This window comes from Streptomyces sp. NPDC047061, assembly GCF_040643955.1.
Classification (GTDB): domain Bacteria; phylum Actinomycetota; class Actinomycetes; order Streptomycetales; family Streptomycetaceae; genus Streptomyces.
Genome location: NZ_JBEYVI010000021.1, coordinates 129,591 through 153,662 on the forward strand (window position 1 = coordinate 129,591; position 24,072 = coordinate 153,662).

The window sequence follows — 24,072 nt, forward strand, 5'->3', positions numbered from 1 at the left end:
AGGAGAGATGGCACACAAGAAGGGCGCATCGTCCACCCGTAACGGTCGTGACTCCAACGCTCAGCGCCTCGGCGTGAAGCGCTTCGGCGGTCAGGTCGTCAACGCGGGCGAGATCCTGGTCCGCCAGCGTGGCACCCACTTCCACCCGGGTGCGGGCGTCGGCCGTGGCGGCGACGACACGCTGTTCGCGCTGCAGGCCGGTTCGGTGCAGTTCGGCACCCACCGTGGCCGCAAGGTCGTGAACATCGTCCCGGTCGCCTGAGCCTGATTTTCAAGGCCCAGACCGAACGTTTCGCGAGGCGGACCTCACTTCCCGATCGGGAAGGCGGGTCCGCCTTTCGCGTGTTGACATAGGTATCACCCCGTAAGTATCTGGAGGCACTGCACCATGACCACCTTCGTGGACCGCGTCGAGCTGCACATCGCCGCGGGTAACGGAGGCCACGGCTGCGCCTCCGTACACCGGGAGAAGTTCAAGCCGCTCGGCGGCCCCGACGGCGGCAACGGCGGCCGCGGCGGCGACGTCATCCTGACCGTCGACCAGTCGGTGACGACTCTTCTCGACTACCACCACTCCCCGCACCGCAAGGCCACCAACGGCAAGCCCGGCGAGGGCGGCAACCGCGCCGGCAAGGACGGCCAGGACCTGATCCTGCCCGTGCCCGACGGCACCGTGGTGCTGGACAAGGACGGCAACGTCCTCGCCGATCTCGTCGGCCACGGCACCTCCTACGTCGCCGCCCAGGGCGGCCGCGGCGGCCTCGGCAACGCGGCCCTCGCGAGCGCCCGCCGCAAGGCCCCCGGCTTCGCGCTGCTCGGCGTGCCCGGGGACCTCGGGGACATCGTCCTGGAGCTGAAGACCGTCGCGGACGTGGCCCTGGTCGGCTACCCGAGCGCCGGAAAGTCCTCGCTGATCTCCGTGCTGTCCGCCGCCAAGCCGAAGATCGCCGACTACCCGTTCACCACCCTGGTCCCCAACCTCGGCGTGGTGACCGCCGGTTCCACCGTCTACACCATCGCCGACGTGCCCGGCCTCATCCCCGGCGCCAGCCAGGGCAGGGGCCTCGGCCTGGAGTTCCTGCGGCATGTGGAGCGGTGCAGCGTCCTCGTCCACGTCCTCGACACCGCCACCCTGGAGTCCGAGCGCGACCCCGTCTCCGACCTCGACGTCATCGAGGAGGAGCTCAAGCAGTACGGCGGCCTGGGCGACCGGCCCCGGATCGTCGTCCTCAACAAGATCGACGTCCCTGACGGCAAGGACCTCGCCGAGATGGTCCGCCCCGACCTGGAAGCCCGCGGCTACCGCGTCTTCGAGGTGTCCGCGGTCGCCCACCTGGGCCTGCGCGAGCTGTCGTTCGCGCTCGGCGACCTGGTCGCCACGTCCCGCGCGGCCAAGCCCAAGGAGGAGGCGACCCGGATCGTCATCCGTCCCAAGGCCGTGGACGACGCCGGCTTCACCGTCACCCAGGAGGAGGACGGTCTCTTCCGGGTGCGTGGCGAGAAGCCCGAACGCTGGGTCCGCCAGACCGACTTCAACAACGACGAGGCCGTCGGCTACCTCGCCGACCGCCTCAACCGGCTCGGCGTGGAGCAGGAACTGATGAAGGCGGGCGCCCGCGCGGGCGACGGCGTCGCCATCGGCCCCGAGGACAACGCCGTCGTCTTCGACTGGGAACCGTCCATGATGTCCGGCGCCGAGATGCTCGGCCGACGGGGCGAGGACCACCGCTTCGAGGAGCAGCGGCCCGCCGTGCAGCGCCGCCGCGACCGGGACGCGGAACGCGACGAGTCCCTGCGGGAGTACGGCGACTTCGACCCGTTCGAGTAGGTCGCTGATCTGCCGTCGGGTCCGCGGGGTCCGTGAGATCCCGCGAACCTCGCGGACCCCGCGAACCCGACGGACCCGTGGGATCCCACGGACCCGCTAGTTCCATCAGCACTTCAGGCCCGTTGCGGCCGGGACCCGTTCCCGGTCGCAACGGGTTTTCTGTTGTCTGCCCAGTTGTCATGCGCACGCATGCCTATGTTCAGCGGACGGACCGTCCGGTCGTGGGAGCTTCCGAAGGTCAGACCGTCCAAGAGGCCACTGTGGCAAGGGAGTCCGCGCATGACCGGAGCACCATCGCCCGACCGACGCCGCTTTCTGACCGCCGGTGCCGCCGTCCTCGGAGCCGCCGCATCCGCCCAGCTCTGGCTGCCGTCCACCGCCAGGGCCGCCGAAACCCCGCTGCCCGAGGGAGTGTTCAGCCTCGGCGTCGCCTCCGGCGACCCACTGCCCGACGGCATCGTGCTCTGGACCCGGCTCGCCCCCGACCCCCTGCACGGCGGCGGCATGCCCGACGAGATCGTCCCCGTCGAATGGGAGATCGCCGCGGACGAGCGCCTCCGCAAGGTCGTCCGCCGCGGCACCGCCGACGCCCGGCCCGAGTACGGGCACAGCGTTCACGTGGACGTACGAGGACTGCATCCCGGCCGCTCCTACTGGTACCGCTTCCGGGCCGGCGGCCGGATCTCTCCGACCGGCCGCACCCGCACCGCCCCCCACCCGCACGCCAGGGGCGGCTCCCTGCGCGTGGCCCTCGCTTCCTGCCAGAACTGGCAGCACGGCTACTTCACGCCGTACGCCGACATGCTCGCCCAGGATCCCGACGTCGTCCTCTTCGTCGGCGACTACATCTACGAGTCCACGCCGTCCTCCGCCGGCCCGCGCCGCCACGAGGGCACCGGCGAGCCGTACACCCTGGTGCAGTACCGCAACCGCTACGCCCAGTACCGCAGCGACCCCGACCTCGCCGCCATGCACGCGAACGCGCCCTGGGTGGTCACCTTCGACGACCACGAGGTCGACAACGACTGGGCCGGCGAGATCCCCCAGGACCCCGACAAGCAGTCCCACGACGCGTTCGTCGCCCGGCTCGCCGCCGCCTTCCAGGCCTACTACGAGCACATGCCGGTCCGGGCCACCGCGATCCCCACGGGTCCGCACATCCAGATGTACCGCCGCCTGGAGTTCGGCCGCCTCGCCCGGCTCAACGTCCTCGACACCCGCCAGTTCCGCAGCGACCAGGTCACCAGCCAGGCGGCCGCCCAGGATCCCTCGCTCACCATGCTCGGCGCCGCACAGAAGCAGTGGCTGCTCGACGGACTGCACGACTCACCGGCCCGCTGGAACCTGATCGCCTCGCAGATCATGATGGCCGAGACCGACATCCTGCCCGGCGACGGAAAACTCTGGTATTACGACGCCTGGGACGGCTACCAGGTCGAACGCAACGCCCTGCTCGACGAGTTCGCCTCCGTCCGCAACCCCGTCGTACTCAGCGGCGACCGCCATCTCACCATGATCAGCGACCTGAAGAAGGATTTCGCGGACCCGTCGTCGGACGTCGTCGGCGCCGAATTCGTCGGCACCTCCATCTCCAGCAACGGCGACCAGGACCAGGCCGCCTTCCATGCCCAGTGGGACCCGCTGAAGGCCGACAACCCGCACTGGAAGGTCATCGACGCCCACCGCGGCTACCACCTCTTCGACATCCGCCGCGACGGCATCGACGCACTCGTGCGCGTCGTCGACACCGTCGTCAGACCGCAGGCCACCGCGAGCACGCTCGCCGCCCTGCGCGTCGAGGCCGACGAACCGGGCATACGGGCCGTCTGACGTACGAATCGGGCACGCCGAAAGTCAAGTCTTTGTAACGGGAGCCTGGGACTCATCTGTGTCCCAGGCTCCTCTCAGGTGAACCTAAGGTAAACGTCTTACCTTCCGTTAACCATGGAGACGGACTGTACGAGAGGCGAAGCCCCGGTGAACAACGCCCCCATAGGCCCCGCGAGCCCCACCGGTCCCCTTGCCGCCCTGCCCGCCGGCACCCGCCTGCTGCACATCGGCCCGCACAAAACGGGGACCACGGCCATCCAGGGCGCCCTGTTCGCGGCGAAGGACAAGCTGCCCGAACACGGTGTGGAGTTCCCGGCGACCACCCGGCACCCGATGGAGGCCGCCCTCGCCGCCTGCGCCCGGCCCGCGATGATGGGCGACACCGTGCCCACCGAGAAGCACTGGACGCGGCTGCTCAAGCAGGTCGAGGCCACCGGCTCCCGCACCTCGGTGATCAGCAGCGAGTTCTTCGCCGACGCCCCCGACGACGAGACCGTCGCCCGCATCGTCGAGCAGCTCGGCGGCGAACGCGTCCACGTCCTCGTCACCCTCCGTCCGCTCGCCAGGATCATGCCCTCGCAGTGGCAGCAGTACGTGCAGAACGGGCTGCGCATGGGCTACGAGGACTGGCTGGAGCACATGCTCCGCAAGGCCCCCTACGAGAAGCCCAACCCCAGCTTCTGGCGCCGGCACCGGCACGACCGGCTCGTCGAACGCTGGATCCGCGCGGTCGGCGCCGACCGGGTCACCGTCGTCGTGGTCGACGACCGGGACCGCGACGGCCTGATGCGCACCTTCGAAGCCCTCCTCGGACTCCCCGAAAAACTCCTCCAGCCCGTCCCCGACACGGCGAACCGCTCCCTCACCCTCGCCGAGACCGAAATGCTGCGAAATCTCAACGTGGAATTCCGCGGCAATGGACTCCCCGACGAGCTGTATTCCAAGCTCGTCCGCAACGGCGCCGTCATGCATATGAAGAACTCGTGCAGCCCCACCGCCGCCGACGTGAAGATCTCCACCCCCGACTGGGCCGTCGAGGCCGCCGGCCGCATCGGCGCCGAGATCGTGGAACGCATCGACGCCATGGGCGTGCGCATCATCGGCGACCCCACCCTGCTCCACGCCCTGCCCGCCATCCCCGCACAGCCCGGACCGCCTGCCGTGGAGGCCCGCATCGCCCCGGAAGTCGCCGCCCAGGCGCTCTACGGCGCACTCGCCGCGGCGGCCTCGGCCCCGGTCCGCCACACCGCCGAGCCGAAGTCCCGCACCGTGCACCAGACGTCGTCCAAGGAGCTCGTACGCGTCCTGGGGCACCGATGTCTGAAGAAGCTGCGACGGCGCTGAAGCGCGGGAAGAGGGCGACGGCTTAGCTCGACTAAGCCGTCCCCCTAGCACGGCGTAGTGCTGCTGAGACGTGCGTCGCGTCACGCACAGCAATCGGAATGCGCTGTGTAGTTACTCACAGCAAATTCGCGGAACTCTTCCGGCGGCCCGGCGGGCGGCACCCGTCACCAGCGACGCAAGGTGAATGAAAGGTTGCGGGCACATATGCAGCGGACGGCGCTCACCTTGCACAGCGGTTACCGGAAGTGGGACCATTTCCTGGTTCCCTGATGCCCCAAGGTAGGTCACCTGTGTCCCAGCACATAGCCAAGCCCCGAACCACCGCAGTGATCCTGGCCGGTGGCACCGGCCAGCGGGTGGGTCTGTCGATCCCCAAGCAGCTGCTGAAGATCGCCGGCAAGGCCGTCATCGAGCACACCCTGGCCACCTTCGAGAAGGCCGACTCGATCGACGACATCATCGTGTTGATGGCACCGGGCTACGTCGCGGACGTCGAGAAGATCGTCGCCAAGGCAGGGTTCACCAAGGTCAAGAAGGTCATCGAGGGCGGCAACACGCGGAACGAGACCACCGAGCGCGCCATCGAGGCCCTCGGCGAGGGTCTGGCCGCGGGCGAGGACCTCAACGTCCTCTTCCACGACGCCGTACGCCCCCTGCTGTCGCGACGCGTCATCGACGACTGCGTGACCGCGCTGGAGCGCTACGAGGCCGTCGACGTCGCCATCCCGTCCGCCGACACCATCATTGTCACCCGCACCCATGGCGGGGACGGCGAGTTCATCACCGAGATCCCGGACCGCTCCAGGCTGCGCCGCGGCCAGACCCCGCAGGCGTTCAAACTGTCCACGATCAAGCGGGCCTACGCGGTCGCCGACGGCGATCCCAACTTCCAGGCCACCGACGACTGTTCCGTCGTCCTCAAGTACCTGCCGGACGTGCCGATCCACGTCGTCGCCGGCGACGAGTACAACATGAAGGTCACCCAGCCCGTCGACGTCTTCATCGCCGACAAGCTCTTCCAGCTCGCCTCCACCGCCGCCCCCGAGCAGAACGGCGAGGACGCCTACCGCGAGCTCCTCACCGGCAAGACCGCGGTGATCTTCGGCGGTTCGTACGGCATCGGCAAGGACATCGCCGAACTCGCCGAGTCCTACGGCGCCAACGTCTACGCCCTCGGTCGCTCCACCACCGGCACCCACGTGGAGAACCCGGAGGAGGTCGACGACGCGCTCTCCAAGGCGTACGCCGAGACCGGCCGCATCGACTACGTCGTCAACACCGCGGGTGTGCTGCGCATCGGCAAGCTCGCCGAGACCGACAACGCCACCATCGAAGAGGCGCTGAAGGTCAACTACCTGGCGCCGGTGCAGATCGCCCGTTCCAGCTACAAGTACCTCGCCGAGACCCAGGGCCAGCTGCTGCTCTACACCTCCAGCAGCTACACCCGCGGCCGCGCCGAGTACAGCCTGTACTCCTCGACCAAGGCCGCCATGGTGAACCTCACCCAGGCTCTGTCCGACGAGTGGGCCGGCGACGCCGTCCGCGTCAACTGCATCAACCCGGAGCGCACCGCCACCCCGATGCGCACCAAGGCGTTCGGCCAGGAACCGTCGGGCTCACTGCTCTCCTCCGAGGCCGTCGCCCGCACCTCCCTCGACGTGCTGCTCTCCGAACTCACCGGCCATGTCATCGACGTCCGCCAGCAGGACCCGACGGCGGCCGCCGGCCAGGCCTCCGGCTTCGAGCAGGCCCTGGCCAGTGTCCTGGACCGACAGGACGGCGTGGCATAATCGACAGCCATTAGTCATCTGTTATTCAGGCCTCTGTGGTTGCGCGCGTTCGCTGAGCATTCACAGGGGCCTGAACCCGTAAAAACCCAGATCGACAACCTCCCAGATCGTCCGCAAGGTCAAATTCAGGCCTTTTTGTCAGCAAAAGGTTCTCCGTGATATCCACCGCTATTCGCGTCGCCCGGGTGGGCAGCGCGGCCGAGCTGGCCGCGGCGGCACTCATGGTGCTGGGCTTCCCGGTCCTCATGGTCGCCGCGCTCGTCCCGAGCGTCTACGCCTTCGCGGCCGCGGCCGCCGTCACGTACCTGGCGGACCACTACCTGCACCGCAAGGGCAGTTACCTCATCAACCGCCTGAGCAAGGTCCGGGCCGGCCTGTCGATCCGCTTCCTGATCCGGCAGCTGCTGCTGATCCTGCTGCTGGCCCGCATGGACCTGTCGAACGGCCTGGTCTTCTACGGTGCGATCGCCTGCTTCATCGCCTTCTACGGCCTGCAGGCCCCGCACGGCGCACTGGTCACCCTGATCCGCAACCGCCGCCGGATGCCAGTCGCCACCCGCAACGTCGACCTGAAGTCCCGCATCCGCATCCCGGACGCCCCGCCGCGCGGCCTGCTCGACCGCTCCGCCGAGAAGATGCTCCACCTCGACCTCGCGGCCGTCGTCGGCCTGCTGGTCTCGGCGATGACGGACAACGTGGTCGCCGGTTTCGTCGGCATCGGGATCACCCTCGCCCTGGGCTCCCTGTACGTCCTGGTGCTGATGCCCTACGTGCGCGGCCGCAAGACCCCGCCCGACGCCGACACCGTGCTGGCCGCCGTCGACGACTGGCTGGCCGAGTACCGGCCCGGGACCGTGCTGTACTTCTCCGGCTCCAAGGACTCCGCCTACCAGGTCAACATGTGGCTGGAGACCATGGAACAGCTGGAGTCCCGCCCGCTGATCCTGCTGCGCGAGCGGGTCATCCTGCAGAGCCTCGCCCCGACCACCGTCCCCGTCATCTGCGTGCCCGGCGGCGTGCACCTGATGAACATGGACCTCTCCACGGTCCGCGTCGCCCTCTACGCGGCCAACGTCGGCAAGAACATCCACCTGCTGCGCGTCCCCACGATGAAGCACGTCTTCATCGGCCACGGCGACAGCGACAAGCTGGCCAGCGTCAACCCGTTCAGCAAGGTGTACGACGAGGTGTGGACCGCGGGCCGCGCGGGCCGCGACCGCTACGCCATCGCCGACGTCGGCGTCCGCGACGACGACATCGTCGAGGTCGGCCGCCCCCAGCTGGCCCCCATCCAGAGCTGGCAGGGCGTCCCCGACGGCCGTATCCCCACCGTGCTCTACGCGCCCACCTGGGAGGGCTGGGACGGCGACCCCGGCAACACCTCCCTCGTACTGGCCGGCGAGAACATCGTGAAGAAGCTGGTCAAGGCCGACCCGCCGGTCCGCGTCCTCTACAAGCCGCACCCCTTCACCGGCACCGTCAGCTCCGAGGCCGGCGCCGCCCACCGGCGCGTCACCGCCCTCGTCGAGAAGGCCGCCGCCTCCCGTGCCGCCGATGCCCGCTTCACCGCCGACACGGCCGCCCAGACGGCGGCGAAGGCCGAACTGACCCGCATCGAGACCCGCCTGACCGAGCTGGCCGGCACCGGCGACGACAAGCGCGACGAGGCCGAGGCCAGCCGGGACGACGTCGTCGACCTGAAGAAGCACGAGGAGATCGCCCGGCTGCGCGCCGACTGGAACGACTTCTACTGGCAGGCTCTGCCGTCGTACCGGCACGCCGTCATCACCGGCGCCGAACCCCGCCTCTACGACTGCTTCAACGTCTCCGACGCGATGGTCTCCGACATCTCCAGTGTGGTCTCCGACTTCATCGCGAGCGGCAAGCCGTACGCCGTCACCGATTCCGCGGGCGTCGGCGTGGAGGAGTTCAAGCGGGCGAACACCGCCGTGCGCGCCGCCGTGATCCTCTCCAACAGCGCCAAGGAACTAGGCGGCCTCCTGGACGCCGTGCGCGACCCGTCGGCCGATCCGCTGGCCGCGGACCGGGACGAGCTCAAGCACTACCTGCTCGGGCCGGACGAGCCGACGTCCATCGAGCAGTTCAACGGCGCGGTGGCCGCGCTCGCCCGCAAGGCCGAGACCCGCAACCTGGGCCAGGAGGCCCGGATCGCGGCCGGCGACCCCGAGGCGGCCGAACTCGCCGAGGCGCTGCCCGGCGGAAAGCCGCGGACGACCGCCGGCGAGGCGGAGGGCGTGACCGCCGGCTGACACCCGCAAAGACCACGAACGGGCCCGGTCCCGGGGACATCCCCGGGACCGGGCCCGTCCTGGTTGGGCCGACCCGGCGTGTTCTCTTACTTCTGCTTAGTAATGCGCGGATTTCTTCTTACCTATGCTTCGCCATCCGCGTTGAGTGGCTCTTACCGTGCGCCCGTACTGTCCGGTGTAACCCGCTGTACACCACCCGGCTGTCCGTTCGTCATGTGAGCTGGGCCACTGAGTGCGTACTCCAAGGCAACCTGTCGTGTCGATCGGCCATCTAAGACGTTGCGATCGAGGTGACGCAGGGGGAACGCACCATTGACTAGGGGGAAACGTGACCGTCGTTGCGCAGCCTGATGTGACCGTGATCATCGGGGCGTACGAAGCGATGCCGTACCTGGTCGAATGCCTGGCCTCCGTCGAGCGCCAGACCCTCGACCCGGCCCGCATGGAGGTCATCGCCGTCGACGACGGCTCCACCGACGGCACGGGGGAGTACCTGGAGGAGTTCGCGGCCCGCGCCGCCATGCCGGTGACCGTGATCCGCCAGGAGAACTCCGGCGGTCCCAGCGGCCCGCGCAACGTCGGGCTCGCCAAGGCCGCAGGCCGCTACGTGTTCTTCCTGGATGCCGACGACCGGCTCGGCCCCGAGGCACTGGAACGCATGGTCGCCATGGCCGACGAGAACAACACCGACGTCGTCCTCGGCAAGGTCGAGGGGATCAACCGCAAACCTCCGCAGTCGATGTGGGGCGAGACCCTCGGCCGTACCGACGTCTTCTCCTCCAACATCAAGTTCGCGCTCAGCGCCCAGAAACTCTTCCGCCGCGCCCTGCTGGAACGGCACAGCATGCGGTTCGACGAATCCCTGTGGACCGGCGAGGACGCGCTGTTCACCATGGAGGCCTACCTGCGCGCCGACGGCGTCTCCGTGGTCGCCGACTACCCCTGCTACTACCTCGTCGGCCGCGAGGACGGCAAACACGTCACCAAGAGCGGCAGCTACGTCCTCCGCTTCGACTCCGCGCGCGCCCTGATCAACCTGATCGCCGAGATGGTCCCGGCGGGGCCGCGGCGCGACAGCCTCATGGTCCGGCCGTTCAAGGTCACGCTGCTCCCGCAGTTCGGCCCGAAGTTCCTCAAGGACACCGACGAGGTACGGCAGCACAAACTGGAGCTCGCCAAGCCGCTGATGGACGCCCACTGGAACCCCGAGGTGGCCCGCCGCCTCAAGGTCCACGAGCGGCTCCAGCTGCACCTGGTCGCCGTCCGGCGCACCGACCTCCTCCCGGACGTCGTCGAGTTCGTACGGGCCAAGAAGAAGCCCGCACCGGTCGTGGAGGGGCGCGGTACCCGCGTCTATCTCGGCTACCCGCACTTCCGTTCCAAGGCGGCCGGCCTCCCCGACTGGATCTACCTCGCCGAACCTCGCGAGGCCCGTGCCGTCAAGGGCTACCGCGAGGAGGCCGCCAACACCTTCCTGAGGCGGGCGCTGCGGAAACTGCGGCGGTCGCTGCCGACCCGGAACGTGAAGGCGGCTGCGGCCTGACCACGCCCCGCGCGGTTATCCGCCCGACCCCAGCGCCCGGCGGATCGGCTTGCCGACGGCCCGGCGGGCCCGCCGGTACACCGAGGCCGACGGTGTCGGCGGTGTCGGCGCGGCGGACTTCTTGGCGGCGCGGGACCCGGCACGAGCCAGTTCCTTCTCCAGCCGGGCGTTGTCCAGCGACAGTTCCTCGATACGGCTGTGCAGCCAGCCGAACCGCGAGGTGAGCGAGGCGACGTCCGCGTCGTTCCAGGGGCGGATTCCCGCCGGGAACGCCAGCGTCCGCATCCGCTCCTCGAAGGCCGCTCCGCCGTCGCCGTGCGTGAAGGTGTTCTCCAGCCCGTTCCTGTCGAGGAATCCGGTGAACCGCTCGAAACGCTCCCGGTGACCGCCGACCAGTCCGCCGAAGTCGGCCTCCGCGTACAGCTTCGCCGGGTCCGCCGACTCGGGGTCCTTCACCGCATGGTCCAGCCGCCGGTGCGGAATCTCGAAGTAACGGCAGAGTTCCAGCGTCCGCGAGTCACCGCACAGCACAGTGGCCGGCGTGCCGGCCAGCAGTGCCGCGATGTTGCCGTGGATGCGCGATCCGAAGGAGAAGTCGAAGGAACGCAGATCGTCGATCCAGGTGAACGGGTCGACGTAGACGCGCGCCTTGTCCTCGCGGAACATCGGATGGTCCGGGTGGGTCGGCATCGCGGTCACCGCGGCGTTGGGGTCCGACAGGTCCCGCCAGTGCAACTGCCGTGCGTCGCTGAGGTTCTGGCCGACGAAACGCAGATTCGGATAACGCTCGTGGGTGCGCGTGATGATCCGGTCCAGGCCCTGCGCACGTACGGCACTGTGCGAGCCGTTGATCGCGATCCGCGATGCCGGCGTCAACTCCAGCGCCTTCTTGTGCACCGGGAGCCGTTCGCCGTACATGAACAGCGAAGGGCAGCCGATGACCTCGACGTCCTTGAAGCCCATGGCCTTCAGGTACTGCTCCGTGAACTCGCCCCGCACGCCGATCGACGCACTGCGCTCCAGCACCGCCGCGCAGAACTCCCGCACGGTCGGCTCCATCCGCTTGAGCCGTTCAGGGTTGTAGCTCACCCCGGTCTGCGCACCGACGCCGAGCACGACCACCGGGATGTCCAGCCGGGATATCAGCCGGGTCATCCGCTTCAACGCGCTCTCGAAGGAGGGCCGGAAGGCGTTGGCGAGCGGGATGACGAAGGCGTCGTACTCCTCGTTGATGCGTGCGGCGGCGGAGACGTCGGAGGGCATGCCGTTCGAGACGACCTCGGCCTCCGGCGTCTCGAGAATCTTGTGGGCGGCATCGCTGAAGATCAGGTTGCCCGAATTGGTGGCCATGACGTCCCGGTGCAGAGCCTCCTCGACGGGGACGACGTCGTAGGGGCTCTTACCCGACCTGAGGAGGATGCGCTTCACGCGGCGATCTTTAGATGACACAAACTTCAAGTTAACTTTAAGTTCGTTTCGATTTCTATGGAGAGACAACACAACTTTTTTGCCGTGCGCGACACGTGAAGGGACCGTCACGTCCTGTTGCGTCCGCCGCCGGTCTCTCGCTCGTCCGTCACCGGTCCCCCCGCTTGTCCGGAGGCTGGACGGTCGGGCCTGGTGCCGGTCCTTCGCGTAGATTGCTGGCACGCGCAAGGAAGTGGGGACAGGACGTGGCAAGGGCTAGACAGGCCGTCGGCGAGGCCCGCAGGATCGTCGTCAAAGTGGGCTCCTCCTCGCTGACCACCGCCTCCGGCGGCCTGGACGCCGACCGGGTCGACGCGCTCGTCGACGTCCTCGCCAAGAGCCGCAGCGGCGGGGAGAAGGAGATCGTCCTCGTCTCCTCGGGCGCCATCGCCGCCGGACTGGCCCCGCTCGGACTACGTCGCCGCCCCCGGGACCTGGCCCGCCAGCAAGCCGCCGCCAGCGTCGGCCAGGGTCTGCTCGTCGCCCGCTACACCGCCTCCTTCGCCCGCTATGCCGTCCGCGTCGGGCAGGTCCTGCTCACCTCCGACGACATGAGCCGCCGCGCCCACCACCGCAACGCCTCCCGCACCCTCGACAAACTGCTCGCGATGGGCGCTCTGCCGGTCGTCAACGAGAACGACACCGTCGCCACCGACGAGATCCGCTTCGGCGACAACGACCGCCTCGCCGCACTCGTCGCCCACCTCGTCCACGCCGACCTGCTGGTCCTCCTCTCCGACATCGACGGCGTCTACGACGGCGACCCCAGCAGGCCCGGCACCTCGCGGATAGCGGAGGTGAAGGGGCCCGGGGATCTCGCGGGCGTCGAGATCGGCAGCGCAGGCAAGGCCGGCGTCGGCACCGGCGGGATGGTCACCAAGGTGGAGGCCGCTCGGATCGCCGCCGCCGCGGGCATCCCGGTGGTCCTCACGAGCGCCGTGCACGCCGCCGACGCGCTCTCCGGCGGCGACACCGGCACCTACTTCCACCCCACCGGCAAACGGTCCGCAGACCGCCTCCTGTGGCTCCAGCACGCCTCCACCCCGCAGGGCTCGCTCACCCTCGACGACGGGGCCGTCCGCGCGGTCGTCCAGGGCCGCAAGTCGCTGCTGCCGGCCGGGATCGCCGCCGTGGAGGGCGATTTCGGTGCCGGTGATCCGGTCGAGCTGCGCGACACCGAAGGACGCGCCGTGGCCCGCGGGCTCGTCAGCTTCGACGCCAAGGAGATCCCCCAGCTGATCGGGCGTTCGACCAGGGAGCTGGCGCGCGAGCTGGGCCCCGCGTACGAACGAGAGGTCGTACACAGGGACGACCTGGTGATCCTGCACCCGTAAAACGGGGCGTAACGACGGACCCCGGTGGGGGACGTTCCGTAAAACCGCCACACGAACCCTTGCGGCCTGCTCAACTTTGACTCAGGACCACGTTCCGCACGAGCACAGCTGAAGGAGGCCGTCGTGAGACGAGTGCGCCCTGGGGCTGCGGCCTCCCGCGGTGCTCTGACGAGCGTCGCGGCCGGGGACACCTACGAGGAGCCGAAGGACCTGCCGCGCCTGTGGCACGTCACCCTCAGCGTCTGCGGTGCCGAGGTCCCCCTGCCGGAGCTGCGCCGCGGACTCGAACAGCTGGCCCACGACCACCCCTTCCTCCTCACCAGTCGCTACGCCTGCGACCACGCCGAGATCCGCTACTGGGAAGAGGCCCGCGACCTCCACGACGCCGCCGCCGTCGCCCTGCGCCTGTGGGGCGAGCACCGCCAGACCGCCGGACTGCCCGCGTGGGAGATCGTCGGTCTCGAGGTCATCGACCGCGCCACCTACCACCAGCGGATCGCCGAGGGCTACGGCCCGCCGCCCGCGACCCCGGTCGGCATCCACCCGTTCTGACGCCGTCCCCGACGCCCCCTGCGACGTCGGCCGGTATTCACCCGTTTTGATCCACGTCTCGCGGTGTGGGATGACGCGTGGACGGCCCGCCGGCGCGCACTACCCTTCCCTCATGACCACGCTTTCGCCGTACGACGCCATGTCCCCGGTCACCCAGGCCGCCTACCGTGCCAAGGCCGCCGCCGCCGACCTCGCGCCGCTGCCGCGTGCCGTGAAGGACGACGCGCTGCTCGCCGTCGCGGACGCCCTGGAAGTGCGTACGAGCGAGATCGTCGAGGCCAACGCCAAGGACATCGCCAAGGCCCGCGAGAACGGCACCAGTGAGGCGATCATCGACCGCCTCACCCTCACCCCGGAGCGGGTCCGCGCCATCGCGTCCGACGTCCGCGACGTGGCGAAGCTGCCCGACCCGGTCGGCGAGGTCGTCCGCGGCTCCACCCTCCCCAACGGCATCGACCTGCGCCAGGTCCGCGTCCCGCTCGGCGTCGTCGGCATCATCTACGAGGCCCGCCCGAACGTCACCGTCGACGCCGCCGCCCTCTGCCTGAAGTCCGGCAACGCGGTCCTGCTGCGCGGCTCCGCCTCCGCCTACGAGTCCAACACCGCCCTCGTCCGCGTACTGCGCGACGCCGTCGGCGGTGCCGGGCTGCCCGCCGACGCCGTCCAGCTGGTGCCCGGCGAGGGCCGCGAGTCCGTCCACGAGCTGATGCGCGCCCGCGGCCTCGTCGACGTCCTCATCCCGCGCGGCGGCGCCTCCCTCATCCAGACCGTCGTCATGGAGTCCAAGGTCCCGGTCATCGAGACCGGCACCGGCAACTGCCACGTCTACGTCGACGCCCACGCCGACATCGACATGGCCATCGACATCCTCATCAACTCCAAGGCGCAGCGGGTCAGCGTCTGCAACGCCGCCGAGACCCTCCTCGTCCACCAGGACATCGCTCCCGAGTTCCTGCCGCGCGCCCTGGACGCCCTCGCCGAGGCCGGCGTCACCGTCCACGCCGACGAACGCGTCCTCGCCTACGCCAAGGACTCCAAGGCGACCGTCGTCGAAGCCGTCCCGGAGGACTGGGAGACCGAGTACCTGTCGTACGACATCGCCGCCGCCGTCGTCGACTCCCTCGACAAGGCCGTCGAGCACATCCGGCTGTGGACCTCCGGGCACACCGAGGCCATCGTCACCACCTCGCAGCAGGCCGCCCGCCGCTTCACCCAGCTGGTCGACTCCACCACCGTCGCCGTGAACGCCTCCACCCGCTTCACCGACGGCGGCCAGTTCGGCTTCGGCGCCGAGATCGGCATCTCCACCCAGAAGCTGCACGCCCGCGGCCCCATGGGCCTTCCCGAGCTGACCAGCACCAAGTACATCGTCACGGGCGACGGCCACATCCGCCGCTGACGCCCGTCACCCGCACACCCGCACGGGTGAGGGGCGCGCGGAAAGGCGTACGGGCCCCCGGACCGGCGTGAGAGGCGTCTCACCGGACCTATGAATTTCCATACCGTCTGCCCAAATTGACCCCCCAGGTCTACTCTGGATCCGTGCCGGAGGACGTGGGGGGCACGCCGTTCCCTGACGGCTGGGAGCCCGACGACGACCATGACCACGGAATGTCGGACGAAGAGTTCGACACCGTGGTCTTCGACGAGGCCTTCGTGAAGGCGGCCGTGGTCCACGAGCCGACCGCCGTCGAACGCCTCCTTGCCGCCGCCCAGGCCAGAGCCGAGGCCTCCGAGGCCGAGGCCCGCCGCGCCCACGCCAGAGGCGAGCGCTACGACGACCGCTACAGCCCGGACGGCACCGATCTCGGCGGCGAACTCGACGACCTGGACGACACCGACGTACTCGAAGACCGGTACGGCTCCGCCGGGACGTACGGCAAACACGTCCGCTGGCACCGTCCCGTCGCCTGGGTGCTCGCCCTCGTCATGGGCATCGGCATGGTCGCGCTCGCCTTCGCCGCGGTCTACCGCAGCGCCTCCTCGGGCGGCAGCCGCGACCAGGTGCCCCGGCCTCCCTCCACCGGTCAGGAACAGGGCACGGCGGCGGCACCCTCGGTGTCCGCCGACTACTCCCAGCCCGCCAAGCCTGCGGCCTCCGCGGTACCCCGCACCCCCTGAGCGGCCGCGGCCGCCCTGGTGGCGGACCTGGTGAGAACCTGTCAGAAGTTGTCGTGTAGCAGCGCGTTTACCTGAGGCTCCCGAGACCTACTCTGAAGGTATGGGCGGGCCAGGAGACCCACCTGAGGGGACACCCGAGGGCGGCCCCGTGGGTGGTGAGGACGAGTACCGATCCGTCGTCTTCGACGAATCGTTTGTTCGCGCTGCCCGCCTCCAGGAGTCCTCCGCACGCGAACGTATGAGCGACCACGCGCCCGCCGTACGCCGTCGGCCACCCCTGCGCCGGGGTCTCACCCGGCAGGCCCTGATCCTGGTCGTGCTGATCCTCGTCGCCTTCGGCACCGCGATCTACATGGGCGTCCGCCACCCCTACGGCACCGACGAGGCTGCCCAGCAGCCCGTCGAGCCCCTCCGGATGACCGTCGTCCCGCTCTCCCCCCAGGGCGCGGTGCCCGGCACCACCGACGCCGAGACCCTGTTCGCGCACAGCCCTGCCGCACACTACGAGGTCGGCGCCGAGGGGATACCGCTGCCGGCCGCCCGGAGCACCGCGCACTTCTCCGACAGCCAGGTGGTCACCGCCCTGACCACGGTCAAGGACTACCTCGTCCGCTCTTCGCTCTACCCCGAGGTCCTCGACAGCAGCGAGGTGCGGCCCGCGCGGGCGCTGCTCGACCCCGGTCAGCTCGACCAGTTCGACCAGAGCGTCGACCACCCCGCGGCGGACGGCCGGCACGCCCCCACCGGATGGCTGGTCCGCTTCGACCCGGCCCGTGCCGAACTCGCCGACCCCAGGATCCGCGTCCAGGGCAGCCTCCAGGTCACCGAGACCGACCCGGCCACCCTGGAGGTCACCGCCGACCACACCTTCGTCTACGCGCTGCGCCCCGCCGCTGCCCCGGCCGGCGCCCAGGTCTCCCTGTTCACCGTCCGCCGCGAGCTGACCTTCCGCTTCGACCGCGACGACCTGCGCCTGCACCAGACCCAGCTGCTCGTCTCCTACGTCCAGGCGGGCCCCCTGTCCTGTGCCGAGGACTCCGCCGACCATCTGCAGCCCCTCCTGGCCGGGCAGACGGCCAAGGCGGGTGGCCCGGCGGGCACGAACCCGTTCGCCAAGGACAGCGCCACCGCCCTGTGCGGGACGCTGGCCGCCGCGGCCGAGCCGAAGGTCTGAGCGGCCCGGACCGACGCGACCGGGAGGACCGAGATCCCGCGACCGGGCCGTGAGGCCCGGCGCACCCCGGCCCGGCGGGGGCCCGGGCCCTGCGGGAGCCCAGGCGCTACGCCTCATCGTCCTGCGGGGGAGTGTCCCGCGGCGGCGCGTCCTTCGGCGGCGGCGCACTCGTGAACCCGTCGAAACCGCGCCTCACCCGGCCGCCCAGGCCTCCCGCCCCGCCCGCGATGTCGGAGACCAGCTTCATCAGCGGGTCCTTGGAGCTCTTCACATCGTCGGCGTAACTCGCCGCGGACTCCTTGAACGAGTCGCCGACCGAGGTGTCCTTGTCCTCGGTGCGCCGCGGGTAGTGACCGTCCATGATCCGCTGGTAGTCGCGGGACTCGGCCCACTTCTTCAGCTCGGCCGCGCGGACCGTGGTGAAGGGGTGCGAGCGCGGCAGCACGTTCAGGATCTTCAGCACGGAGTCGCGCAGGTCGCCGCCCGCCTCGTACTCCTCGGCCTGCTGCAGGAACGCGTCCACGTTCATCTCGTGCAGGTGGTTGCCGCCCGCTATCTTCATCAGCCCGCGCATCGAGGCCCGCAGGTCCTGGCCCACCAGCAGCCCGGCCCGGTCGGCGGACAGCTCCGACTTGCGGAACCACTCCCGCAGGGCCGTCACGATCGCCAGGATGGCGAGATTGCCCAGCGGGATCCAGGCGACCTTCAGCGCCAGGTTCGTCAGGAACAGCAGGATCGTGCGGTACACCGCATGCCCGGACAGGGCGTGCCCCGCCTCGTGGCCGACGACCGCCCGCATCTCCTCCTCGTCGAGGAGTTCCACCAGCCCCGTGGTCACCACGATGATCGGCTCGTCCAGGCCGATGCACATCGCGTTCGGCTGCGGATCCTGCGTCACGTACATCGGCGGGACCTTCTCCAGGTCCAGGACGTAACAGGCGTCCCGCAGCATGTCGTTCAGGTGTGAGAACTGCTGCTCGGACACCCGGACCGAGTCGGACAGGAACAGCAGCCTGAGGCTCCGCTCCGGAAGCAGCCCGCTGAGCGCCTTGAAGACCGTGTCGAAACCGCTCAGCCGCCGCAGCGCCACCAGCGCCGAACGGTCCGCCGGATGCTCGTACGCACGCGAGGAGATCCCCGGGAACCGCCTGCGCTGCCTGCTCGGCACGCGCTCCTGCCCGTTCTGCTCGTGGCCGTCGTCGGACATGTCTTCCCCCATGTGCGTGAGTGTCTGCCGTGCCCCCGAGGCAGGGCCCAGCCTAGGCGGAGATACCGTGGACGGGCAGTACAGCCGAAGGAGTCCTCATGGAGCACCACCCCCCGGCCGCCTGGCTCATCCAGGCCGCGAGCGCCGCCCAGCAACAGGGCTCGGGCGACCTGCTCCGGGTCGTCCTCGTCGTCATGTTCGTCGGCTGCGCACTGACCGCCTGGTTCCTGCTACGCGGGTACAAACAGAAGGACGACTGAGCCGCCGGGATCGTTCCCCCCGTCCGGCGCGACGCACGTGTGACCCACGAGGACGTGTGACGCACAAAGACGTGTGGCGCGCGAGGACCCGGGAGAACGCAGGAGCCGGGCCGGGCACCGGCCGGGTGGCGTTCGGGCGTCGGGCTTCGCTGGGGCGTCGGGCTTCGTTCAGGCGTCGGCCCAACGGAGGAGTCGGCGTGATCGCCGCCGGTTCGCACGCTTACGATGAGCCGACAGCTTTATCCCGTCCACACGCGATAGGTCCTGCCGCAGATGATGAATCTTCACAGCGCCGCTGCCCAGTTGGTCACCCTCGCCGCCGAGGGCGAGGAGCACGGCGGCAACCACAACAGCCTCAACCCGGCCGTCACCGGTGGCAGCGCCTTCGTCATCCTGCTGCTCCTGCTGTGGATCACCACCCGCTTCAACCGCGACCGCTGAGCCGGACGCCGAGCCCGGCACCGGTCCTCCGGGCGGGGCCCACGGGCCGGGCCGGTAGGGTCTGCACGCATGGGAGAGCAGGACATGCCTACCGGTCCGGCGAATGACGAGGCCGACTACGCCGCCACCCCGGTGACGACCCCGCGGTACACGCCGGCGGGTCCCGCGCACACCGGCAAACGCCGCCTCGGCGTCATGGGCGGAACGTTCGACCCGATCCACCACGGTCACCTCGTGGCGGCCAGCGAGGTCGCCGCCCAGTTCCACCTCGACGAGGTGGTCTTCGTACCCACCGGGCAGCCGTGGCAGAAGACCGCCCGTGCAGTCTCACCGGCCGAGGACCGCTATCTGATGACGGTCATCGCGACGGCGGAGAACCCGCAGTTCTCCGTCAGCCGTATCGACATCGACCGCGGCGGCCCCACGTACACCGTCGACACCCTGCGCGACCTGCGGGCCCTCAACCCCGACACCGACCTGTTCTTCATCACCGGCGCCGACGCGCTGGGCCAGATCCTCACCTGGCGGGACTCCGAGGAACTCTTCTCCCTGGCCCACTTCATCGGCTGCACCCGGCCCGGCCACCACCTGACCGACCGCGGTCTCCCGGAGGGCGGCGTCTCGCTGGTGGAGGTTCCCGCGCTCGCCATCTCCTCCACAGACTGCCGTGCGAGAGTCGCCAAGGGCGACCCCATCTGGTACATGGTGCCGGACGGAGTCGTGCGCTACATCGACAAGCGCGACCTGTACCGCGGCGAGTGAGCCGAGAGGGGCACCGGTGAACGACCGATACGACGCGGGCTACGGAAGCGACCAGTACGAACTCGTCGGCTACGACGAGTACGGACAGCCGGTGTACCGCCAGATCCCGGCACAACAGCAGCAGACGTACGACCCGTACGCGAGCCAGGGGCAGGGGCAGGGGCAGGGCTACGGCTACGACCCGTACGCCGGCGGCGGGCAGCAGACCGCGCCGTCCTACGACACCGGGCAGCAGGCGCCCGTCTACGACACCGGACAACAGCCGTCCGTACCACCCACGCCCGTATACGACCCGTACGGCACCGGCGGCCAGACCGCCTACGACCCCTACGGGCAGGCGGCCACCAGCGGCCGGCAGCCCCGGGTCGCCGAGCAGACCGCGCACATCCCGCAGCAGGCCGGACCGGGCAGGGAACCCGGGCCCCTACCCGCCGAACCCCGCCAGGCCGACGACGAACGGGACTACCACACCGGGCAGTTCGCGTTCGTCGAGCAGCCGGACGGTGACTCCGAGGACGTCATCGACTGGCTGAACTTCACCGAGAACCGCACCGAGCGCCGCGAGGAGGCCAAGCGCCGCGCCCGCAGCCGGATGGTCGCCCTGGTCGTCGTCCTCGCCCTGGTCGCCGTCGGCGGCGTCGGCTACCTCTGGTACGCCGGAAAAATCCCCGGCGTCTCCTCCTCCGGCACCAAGGGCGGTACGACGACCTCCGCAGTCGCCCAGAAACGCGACGTGATCGTCCTCCACCTGCACAACACCGGCGGTGGCGGCACCTCGACCGTGCTGCTCGTCGACAACACGACCACGAAGCAGGGCAGCACCGTCCTGCTGCCCAACTCCCTCGCCCTCACCGACGACGACGGCACCACCACGACCCTCGCCAAGTCCGTCGACGACGACGGCTCCTCCGGCACCCGCGACCAGCTCGACACCGTCCTCGGCACCAGCATCGAGGGCACCTGGCGCCTCGACACCCCCTACCTGCAGAACCTCGTCGAACTCGTCGGCAACATCGACATCGACACCGACGCCGACGTCCCCGACCCGGACGCCAAGAAGAAGGGCGAGGAGCCCCTCGTCCACAAGGGCAAGGACCAGACCCTCGGCGGCAAGGCCGCCGTCGCCTACGCCACCTACCGCGCCTCCGGCGAGGCCCAGAACGCCCAGCTGGAGCGGTTCGGGCAGGTCATGCAGGGTGTCCTGCGCAAGATGTCCTCCGACTCCTCCGCCGCGACGACCACCGTGCAGACCCTCGCGCAGATCCTCGACCCGTCCCTCACCGACAAGGACCTCGGCACCTTCCTCGCCAAGCTCGCCGACCTCGCCAAGGACGGCGACTACAAGACCGCCCTGCTGCCCGTGCAGAGCGACGGCACCCTCAGCGCCGAGACCAGCTCCAGCGTCGTCAAGGACATCCTCGGCGGCACCGCCAAGAGCCCCTCGGCCGGCTCCGCGGTCCGCGTCTCCGTCCAGAACGCCACCGGCGTCAAGGACGACACCGAGAAGGCCCGCGTGGTCCTCGTCAACGGCGGCTACACCTTCCTGGAAGGCGGAACGGCCTCCGGCACCCAGGCCACCTCCAAGGTGCTGTACTCCGACGCCGCCGACAAGGAGAACGCCACCGAGGTCGCCAAGACCCTCGGCCTCGGCACCGGCACCGTCCAGAAGGGCACGGTCGGCTCGGGCGCCGACGTCTCCGTCGTCCTCGGCCAGGACTACAAGCCGTCCTCCTCCTGAGCGGCGGCCTCTCGCACCCCACGTGACCCGGTAATCACGTGGGGTGCGCCCGGTGGTCCGTGAGACCCTTGAGGTCAAACGACCGCCGACGGAAAGCCATGCAGTGACCGCAACCGACCGTTCCCTCGAGCTCATCTCCGCCGCCGCCCAGGCAGCCGCCGACAAGCTCGCCCACGACGTCATCGCCTACGACGTCAGCGACGTCCTGTCGATCACGGACGCCTTCCTGCTGGCCTCCGCACCCAACGACCGCCAGGTCAAGTCGATCGTCGACGAGATCGAGGAACGCCTCCAGAAGGAACTCGGCGCCAAGCCGGTGCGCCGCGAGGGCGACCGCGAGGCCCGCTGGATCCTGCTCGACTACGTAGACATCGTCGTCCACGTCCAGCACAGCGAGGAGCGCGTCTTCTACGCCCTGGAGCGGCTGTGGAAGGACTGCCCCGAGATCGAGCTGCCGGCCGACGCCAAGGCCACCCGCGGCAAGGCAGCCGAGCACGCCCAGCTCCAGGCCGCCGAGGACACCGGCGAGCCGGGCGGGCAGTGGTGATGAGCGCCACGGGCGAGGTGACCGACCGCACGGGCCGCGGCCGCCGCATCATCCTGTGGCGGCACGGTCAGACCGCCTGGAACGTGGAGCGCCGCTTCCAGGGCTCCACCGACGTCGAGCTCACCGAGACCGGCGTCGGCCAGGCCCGCCGCGCGGCCCGCCTGCTCGCCTCCCTCGGCCCGGACACGATCGTCTCCTCCGACCTGCGGCGGGCCTCCGACACGGCCGCCCAGCTCGCCGTCCTCACCGGCCTCGACGTGATCCACGACGAGGGGCTGCGGGAGACGTACGCGGGCGTGTGGCAGGGCCTCACCCACGAGGAGATCATCGCCCGCCACGGCGACGAGTACGCCGCCTGGAAGCGCGGCGAGCCGGTCCGCCGCGGCGGCGGCGAACTGGAGACCGAGGTCGCCGACCGGGCCGCCCCCGTCGTGCTCCGGCACGCCGAGAAGCTCCCCGAGGACGGCACCCTCGTGGTGGTCAGCCACGGCGGCACCATCCGCACCACCATCGGCCGTCTCCTCGGCCTGGAGTCCCGGCACTGGGAGAGCCTCGGCGGTCTCACCAACTGCTGCTGGTCCGTGCTCGGCGGAGGCGCCCGCGGCTGGCGGCTCCTGGAGCACAACGCCGGCACCCTCCCGGAGCCCGTCCTCGGCGACGACGACTGAGGATCTTTGAGCCACCTGACCTCGCCGGGGCCCGGATTTCACTTTCCGGCAGGTCGCAGGCTAAAGTTCTTCTTGTTCACCCCGCCGAGCGGGAAGACGGGAAGAACGCAAGGGGCTATAGCTCAGTTGGTAGAGCGCCTGCATGGCATGCAGGAGGTCAGGAGTTCAATTCTCCTTAGCTCCACAGATCGACACTCTGCACATTGTCGAGTTGTCAAAGATCGGTGATGAGAATCCCGTCCTCTTCAGAGGGCGGGATTTCTCGTGTTCCACTCCCGGATGATCTCGGTGGCCTCCTCCTCCGTCACCGGCCACAGCCGCTGCCTGCGCTCCCGCAGCAACGCCACCCGCTCCCGCGTCCGTTCGTCCTCCGGCGTGTAGACCACGATCCGCGCCTCCGGCATCCCGTCGATCGACAGCGACTGCGACGTCATCCGCAACTCGCCCACCGCCTCATGACGGAACGTCTTCACCCGCGGCCCCGGCTGCGCCACCGCCCCGCTCGCCCACAACCGGGCGAAGTACGGACTGGCCTGGGACAGCGCCTGTATGAAGTCCTCCCACGCCGGCTCGCCGACATGTCTGCCGTAGCAGGAACGCAGGGTGGCCACCATCACCGGCAGTTCACGCTGCAGGTGCACCACCGGGGAGGCCTCCTCCGAGACCGTGAACAGCGTCCACAGGACGTTCGGCACGCCGATCCGCACCGTCTCCGGCACCAGGAACAGGTCCCGGTACGCGGCGTTGGTGGCCAGCACGTCGTAGCGCGAGGTGTACACCACCGCCATCAGCGGGTCGAGTGCGTCGATGATGCCCTGCACCTCAGCGCCGACCGTCCGGGACAGCCCCTCCGGCATCGGGGCGAACGGCACCTCCGCCAGCCGGTACAGATGCTCCCGCTCCGGGAGGTCCAGCATCAGCGTCCGTGCCACGGCGTCCAGCACCTGCGCCGAGGCGTTGATCGGCCGGCCCTGCTCCAGCCACGTGTACCAGGTCACGCCCACGCCCGAGAGCTGGGCGACCTCCTCCCGCCGCAGCCCCGGCGTGCGCCGCCGCAGCCCCGGCGGCATCCCGACGTCCGCCGGCTGCACCCGGGCCCGCCTGCTGCGCAGGAACGCCGCCAGCTCCGGCCTGCGGCGGTGTGCTGTCGTCGCCATCGTCACGTCCCCCGTCGTCACGTCCTCCATCGTGGGCGC

At 69.8% G+C, this 24,072-nt stretch carries 21 protein-coding genes and 1 tRNA gene; 19 read left to right on the forward strand and 3 right to left on the reverse strand.

Annotated features, from left to right (window positions below):
- The first annotated feature begins 7 nt into the window (after positions 1 to 7).
- The 7 genes from rpmA to ABZ887_RS27815 all read left to right on the forward strand — a co-directional run bounded on the left by rpmA (position 8) and on the right by ABZ887_RS27815 (position 10,605).
- Positions 8 to 262, forward strand: coding sequence for a 50S ribosomal protein L27 (rpmA, locus tag ABZ887_RS27785; protein ID WP_010041940.1), 255 nt, complete (start codon positions 8 to 10; stop codon positions 260 to 262).
- Positions 263 to 388: 126 nt separating this feature from the next.
- On the forward strand, positions 389 to 1,828 hold the full coding sequence (gene obgE / locus ABZ887_RS27790) for a GTPase ObgE (protein WP_361294497.1): 1,440 nt from the start codon (positions 389 to 391) through the stop codon (positions 1,826 to 1,828).
- Between the two features lie 279 nt (positions 1,829 to 2,107).
- On the forward strand, positions 2,108 to 3,658 hold the full coding sequence (locus tag ABZ887_RS27795; RefSeq protein ID WP_361294500.1) for an alkaline phosphatase D family protein: 1,551 nt from the start codon (positions 2,108 to 2,110) through the stop codon (positions 3,656 to 3,658).
- Between the two features lie 114 nt (positions 3,659 to 3,772).
- On the forward strand, positions 3,773 to 5,002 hold the full coding sequence (locus tag ABZ887_RS27800; RefSeq protein WP_361294503.1) for a hypothetical protein: 1,230 nt from the start codon (positions 3,773 to 3,775) through the stop codon (positions 5,000 to 5,002).
- A 290-nt stretch (positions 5,003 to 5,292) separates the two neighbouring features.
- Positions 5,293 to 6,792, forward strand: coding sequence for a bifunctional cytidylyltransferase/SDR family oxidoreductase (locus ABZ887_RS27805; protein ID WP_361294506.1), 1,500 nt, complete (start codon positions 5,293 to 5,295; stop codon positions 6,790 to 6,792).
- A 155-nt stretch (positions 6,793 to 6,947) separates the two neighbouring features.
- On the forward strand, positions 6,948 to 9,062 hold the full coding sequence (locus ABZ887_RS27810) for a hypothetical protein (protein ID WP_361294509.1): 2,115 nt from the start codon (positions 6,948 to 6,950) through the stop codon (positions 9,060 to 9,062).
- A 382-nt stretch (positions 9,063 to 9,444) separates the two neighbouring features.
- Complete coding sequence (locus ABZ887_RS27815; RefSeq protein ID WP_361294618.1) at positions 9,445 to 10,605, forward strand: glycosyltransferase family 2 protein; 1,161 nt, start codon at positions 9,445 to 9,447, stop codon at positions 10,603 to 10,605.
- A gap of 15 nt (positions 10,606 to 10,620) precedes the next feature.
- On the opposite strand, the gene ABZ887_RS27820 is transcribed toward ABZ887_RS27815, so the two are convergent.
- Positions 10,621 to 12,033 carry a polysaccharide pyruvyl transferase family protein gene (locus ABZ887_RS27820; protein WP_361294512.1) on the reverse strand — a complete coding sequence of 471 codons (1,413 nt, stop codon included), beginning with the start codon at positions 12,031 to 12,033 and terminating at the stop codon, positions 10,621 to 10,623.
- A gap of 245 nt (positions 12,034 to 12,278) precedes the next feature.
- Here ABZ887_RS27820 and proB point away from each other — a divergent pair, with 245 nt between their 5' ends.
- From proB to ABZ887_RS27845, 5 genes are all read left to right on the forward strand, one after another.
- A complete protein-coding gene (gene proB, locus ABZ887_RS27825; RefSeq protein WP_361294515.1) occupies positions 12,279 to 13,406 on the forward strand; it encodes a glutamate 5-kinase in 1,128 nt (375 codons plus the stop codon).
- Between the two features lie 123 nt (positions 13,407 to 13,529).
- On the forward strand, positions 13,530 to 13,958 hold the full coding sequence (locus ABZ887_RS27830; protein ID WP_046733220.1) for a hypothetical protein: 429 nt from the start codon (positions 13,530 to 13,532) through the stop codon (positions 13,956 to 13,958).
- Between the two features lie 112 nt (positions 13,959 to 14,070).
- Positions 14,071 to 15,357 (forward strand): glutamate-5-semialdehyde dehydrogenase, encoded by a 1,287-nt coding sequence (locus tag ABZ887_RS27835; protein ID WP_217549541.1) that lies wholly within the window; start codon positions 14,071 to 14,073, stop codon positions 15,355 to 15,357.
- 143 nt (positions 15,358 to 15,500) lie between these two features.
- On the forward strand, positions 15,501 to 16,079 hold the full coding sequence (locus tag ABZ887_RS27840; protein ID WP_361294520.1) for a hypothetical protein: 579 nt from the start codon (positions 15,501 to 15,503) through the stop codon (positions 16,077 to 16,079).
- A gap of 100 nt (positions 16,080 to 16,179) precedes the next feature.
- Positions 16,180 to 17,253 (forward strand): hypothetical protein, encoded by a 1,074-nt coding sequence (locus ABZ887_RS27845; RefSeq protein ID WP_361294522.1) that lies wholly within the window; start codon positions 16,180 to 16,182, stop codon positions 17,251 to 17,253.
- 106 nt (positions 17,254 to 17,359) lie between these two features.
- Here ABZ887_RS27845 and ABZ887_RS27850 read toward each other — a convergent pair whose 3' ends face one another.
- Positions 17,360 to 18,460, reverse strand: coding sequence for a M48 family metallopeptidase (locus tag ABZ887_RS27850; protein WP_361294621.1), 1,101 nt, complete (start codon positions 18,458 to 18,460; stop codon positions 17,360 to 17,362).
- Between the two features lie 98 nt (positions 18,461 to 18,558).
- Between ABZ887_RS27850 and ABZ887_RS27855 the strand changes: the two genes are divergently transcribed.
- From ABZ887_RS27855 to ABZ887_RS27885, 7 genes are all read left to right on the forward strand, one after another.
- Positions 18,559 to 18,720: a hypothetical protein gene (locus ABZ887_RS27855; RefSeq protein ID WP_361294525.1), complete on the forward strand. Its 162-nt coding sequence runs from the start codon at positions 18,559 to 18,561 to the stop codon at positions 18,718 to 18,720.
- A 273-nt stretch (positions 18,721 to 18,993) separates the two neighbouring features.
- Entirely contained in the window at positions 18,994 to 19,161 is a 168-nt protein-coding gene (locus tag ABZ887_RS27860; protein ID WP_167450157.1) for a hypothetical protein, read from the forward strand.
- Positions 19,162 to 19,230: 69 nt separating this feature from the next.
- Positions 19,231 to 19,923, forward strand: coding sequence for a nicotinate-nucleotide adenylyltransferase (nadD, locus tag ABZ887_RS27865; RefSeq protein WP_361294528.1), 693 nt, complete (start codon positions 19,231 to 19,233; stop codon positions 19,921 to 19,923).
- Between the two features lie 16 nt (positions 19,924 to 19,939).
- Positions 19,940 to 21,661, forward strand: coding sequence for a LytR C-terminal domain-containing protein (locus ABZ887_RS27870; RefSeq protein WP_361294531.1), 1,722 nt, complete (start codon positions 19,940 to 19,942; stop codon positions 21,659 to 21,661).
- Positions 21,662 to 21,764: 103 nt separating this feature from the next.
- A complete protein-coding gene (rsfS, locus tag ABZ887_RS27875) occupies positions 21,765 to 22,208 on the forward strand; it encodes a ribosome silencing factor (protein ID WP_361294534.1) in 444 nt (147 codons plus the stop codon).
- The gene (locus ABZ887_RS27880; RefSeq protein ID WP_361294537.1) at positions 22,208 to 22,876 is read left to right on the forward strand and encodes a histidine phosphatase family protein; all 669 of its coding nucleotides are present in this window, start codon (positions 22,208 to 22,210) and stop codon (positions 22,874 to 22,876) included. The genes rsfS and ABZ887_RS27880 overlap by 1 nt, the downstream gene beginning before the upstream one ends.
- A 111-nt stretch (positions 22,877 to 22,987) precedes the next feature.
- Positions 22,988 to 23,060: transfer RNA gene (locus ABZ887_RS27885), tRNA-Ala, on the forward strand.
- A gap of 61 nt (positions 23,061 to 23,121) precedes the next feature.
- Here ABZ887_RS27885 and ABZ887_RS27890 read toward each other — a convergent pair.
- Complete coding sequence (locus tag ABZ887_RS27890; protein WP_361294624.1) at positions 23,122 to 24,033, reverse strand: helix-turn-helix transcriptional regulator; 912 nt, start codon at positions 24,031 to 24,033, stop codon at positions 23,122 to 23,124.
- Positions 24,034 to 24,072 lie beyond the last annotated feature (39 nt).

What these genes read in the sequence shown, in the direction of transcription:
- ABZ887_RS27890 (WP_361294624.1), bottom strand. Translation starts at nt 24,033, where the DNA reads ATGGCGACGACAGCACACCGCCGCAGGCCGGAGCTGGCGGCGTTCCTG.
- rpmA (WP_010041940.1), top strand. Translation starts at nt 8, where the DNA reads ATGGCACACAAGAAGGGCGCATCGTCCACCCGTAACGGTCGTGACTCC.
- ABZ887_RS27855 (WP_361294525.1), top strand. Translation starts at nt 18,559, where the DNA reads ATGGAGCACCACCCCCCGGCCGCCTGGCTCATCCAGGCCGCGAGCGCC.
- ABZ887_RS27835 (WP_217549541.1), top strand. Translation starts at nt 14,071, where the DNA reads ATGACCACGCTTTCGCCGTACGACGCCATGTCCCCGGTCACCCAGGCC.
- nadD (WP_361294528.1), top strand. Translation starts at nt 19,231, where the DNA reads ATGGGAGAGCAGGACATGCCTACCGGTCCGGCGAATGACGAGGCCGAC.
- ABZ887_RS27845 (WP_361294522.1), top strand. Translation starts at nt 16,180, where the DNA reads ATGGGCGGGCCAGGAGACCCACCTGAGGGGACACCCGAGGGCGGCCCC.
- ABZ887_RS27815 (WP_361294618.1), top strand. Translation starts at nt 9,445, where the DNA reads ATGCCGTACCTGGTCGAATGCCTGGCCTCCGTCGAGCGCCAGACCCTC.
- obgE (WP_361294497.1), top strand. Translation starts at nt 389, where the DNA reads ATGACCACCTTCGTGGACCGCGTCGAGCTGCACATCGCCGCGGGTAAC.
- ABZ887_RS27850 (WP_361294621.1), bottom strand. Translation starts at nt 18,460, where the DNA reads ATGTCCGACGACGGCCACGAGCAGAACGGGCAGGAGCGCGTGCCGAGC.
- ABZ887_RS27880 (WP_361294537.1), top strand. Translation starts at nt 22,208, where the DNA reads ATGAGCGCCACGGGCGAGGTGACCGACCGCACGGGCCGCGGCCGCCGC.
- ABZ887_RS27800 (WP_361294503.1), top strand. Translation starts at nt 3,773, where the DNA reads ATGGAGACGGACTGTACGAGAGGCGAAGCCCCGGTGAACAACGCCCCC.
- ABZ887_RS27795 (WP_361294500.1), top strand. Translation starts at nt 2,108, where the DNA reads ATGACCGGAGCACCATCGCCCGACCGACGCCGCTTTCTGACCGCCGGT.
- ABZ887_RS27860 (WP_167450157.1), top strand. Translation starts at nt 18,994, where the DNA reads ATGATGAATCTTCACAGCGCCGCTGCCCAGTTGGTCACCCTCGCCGCC.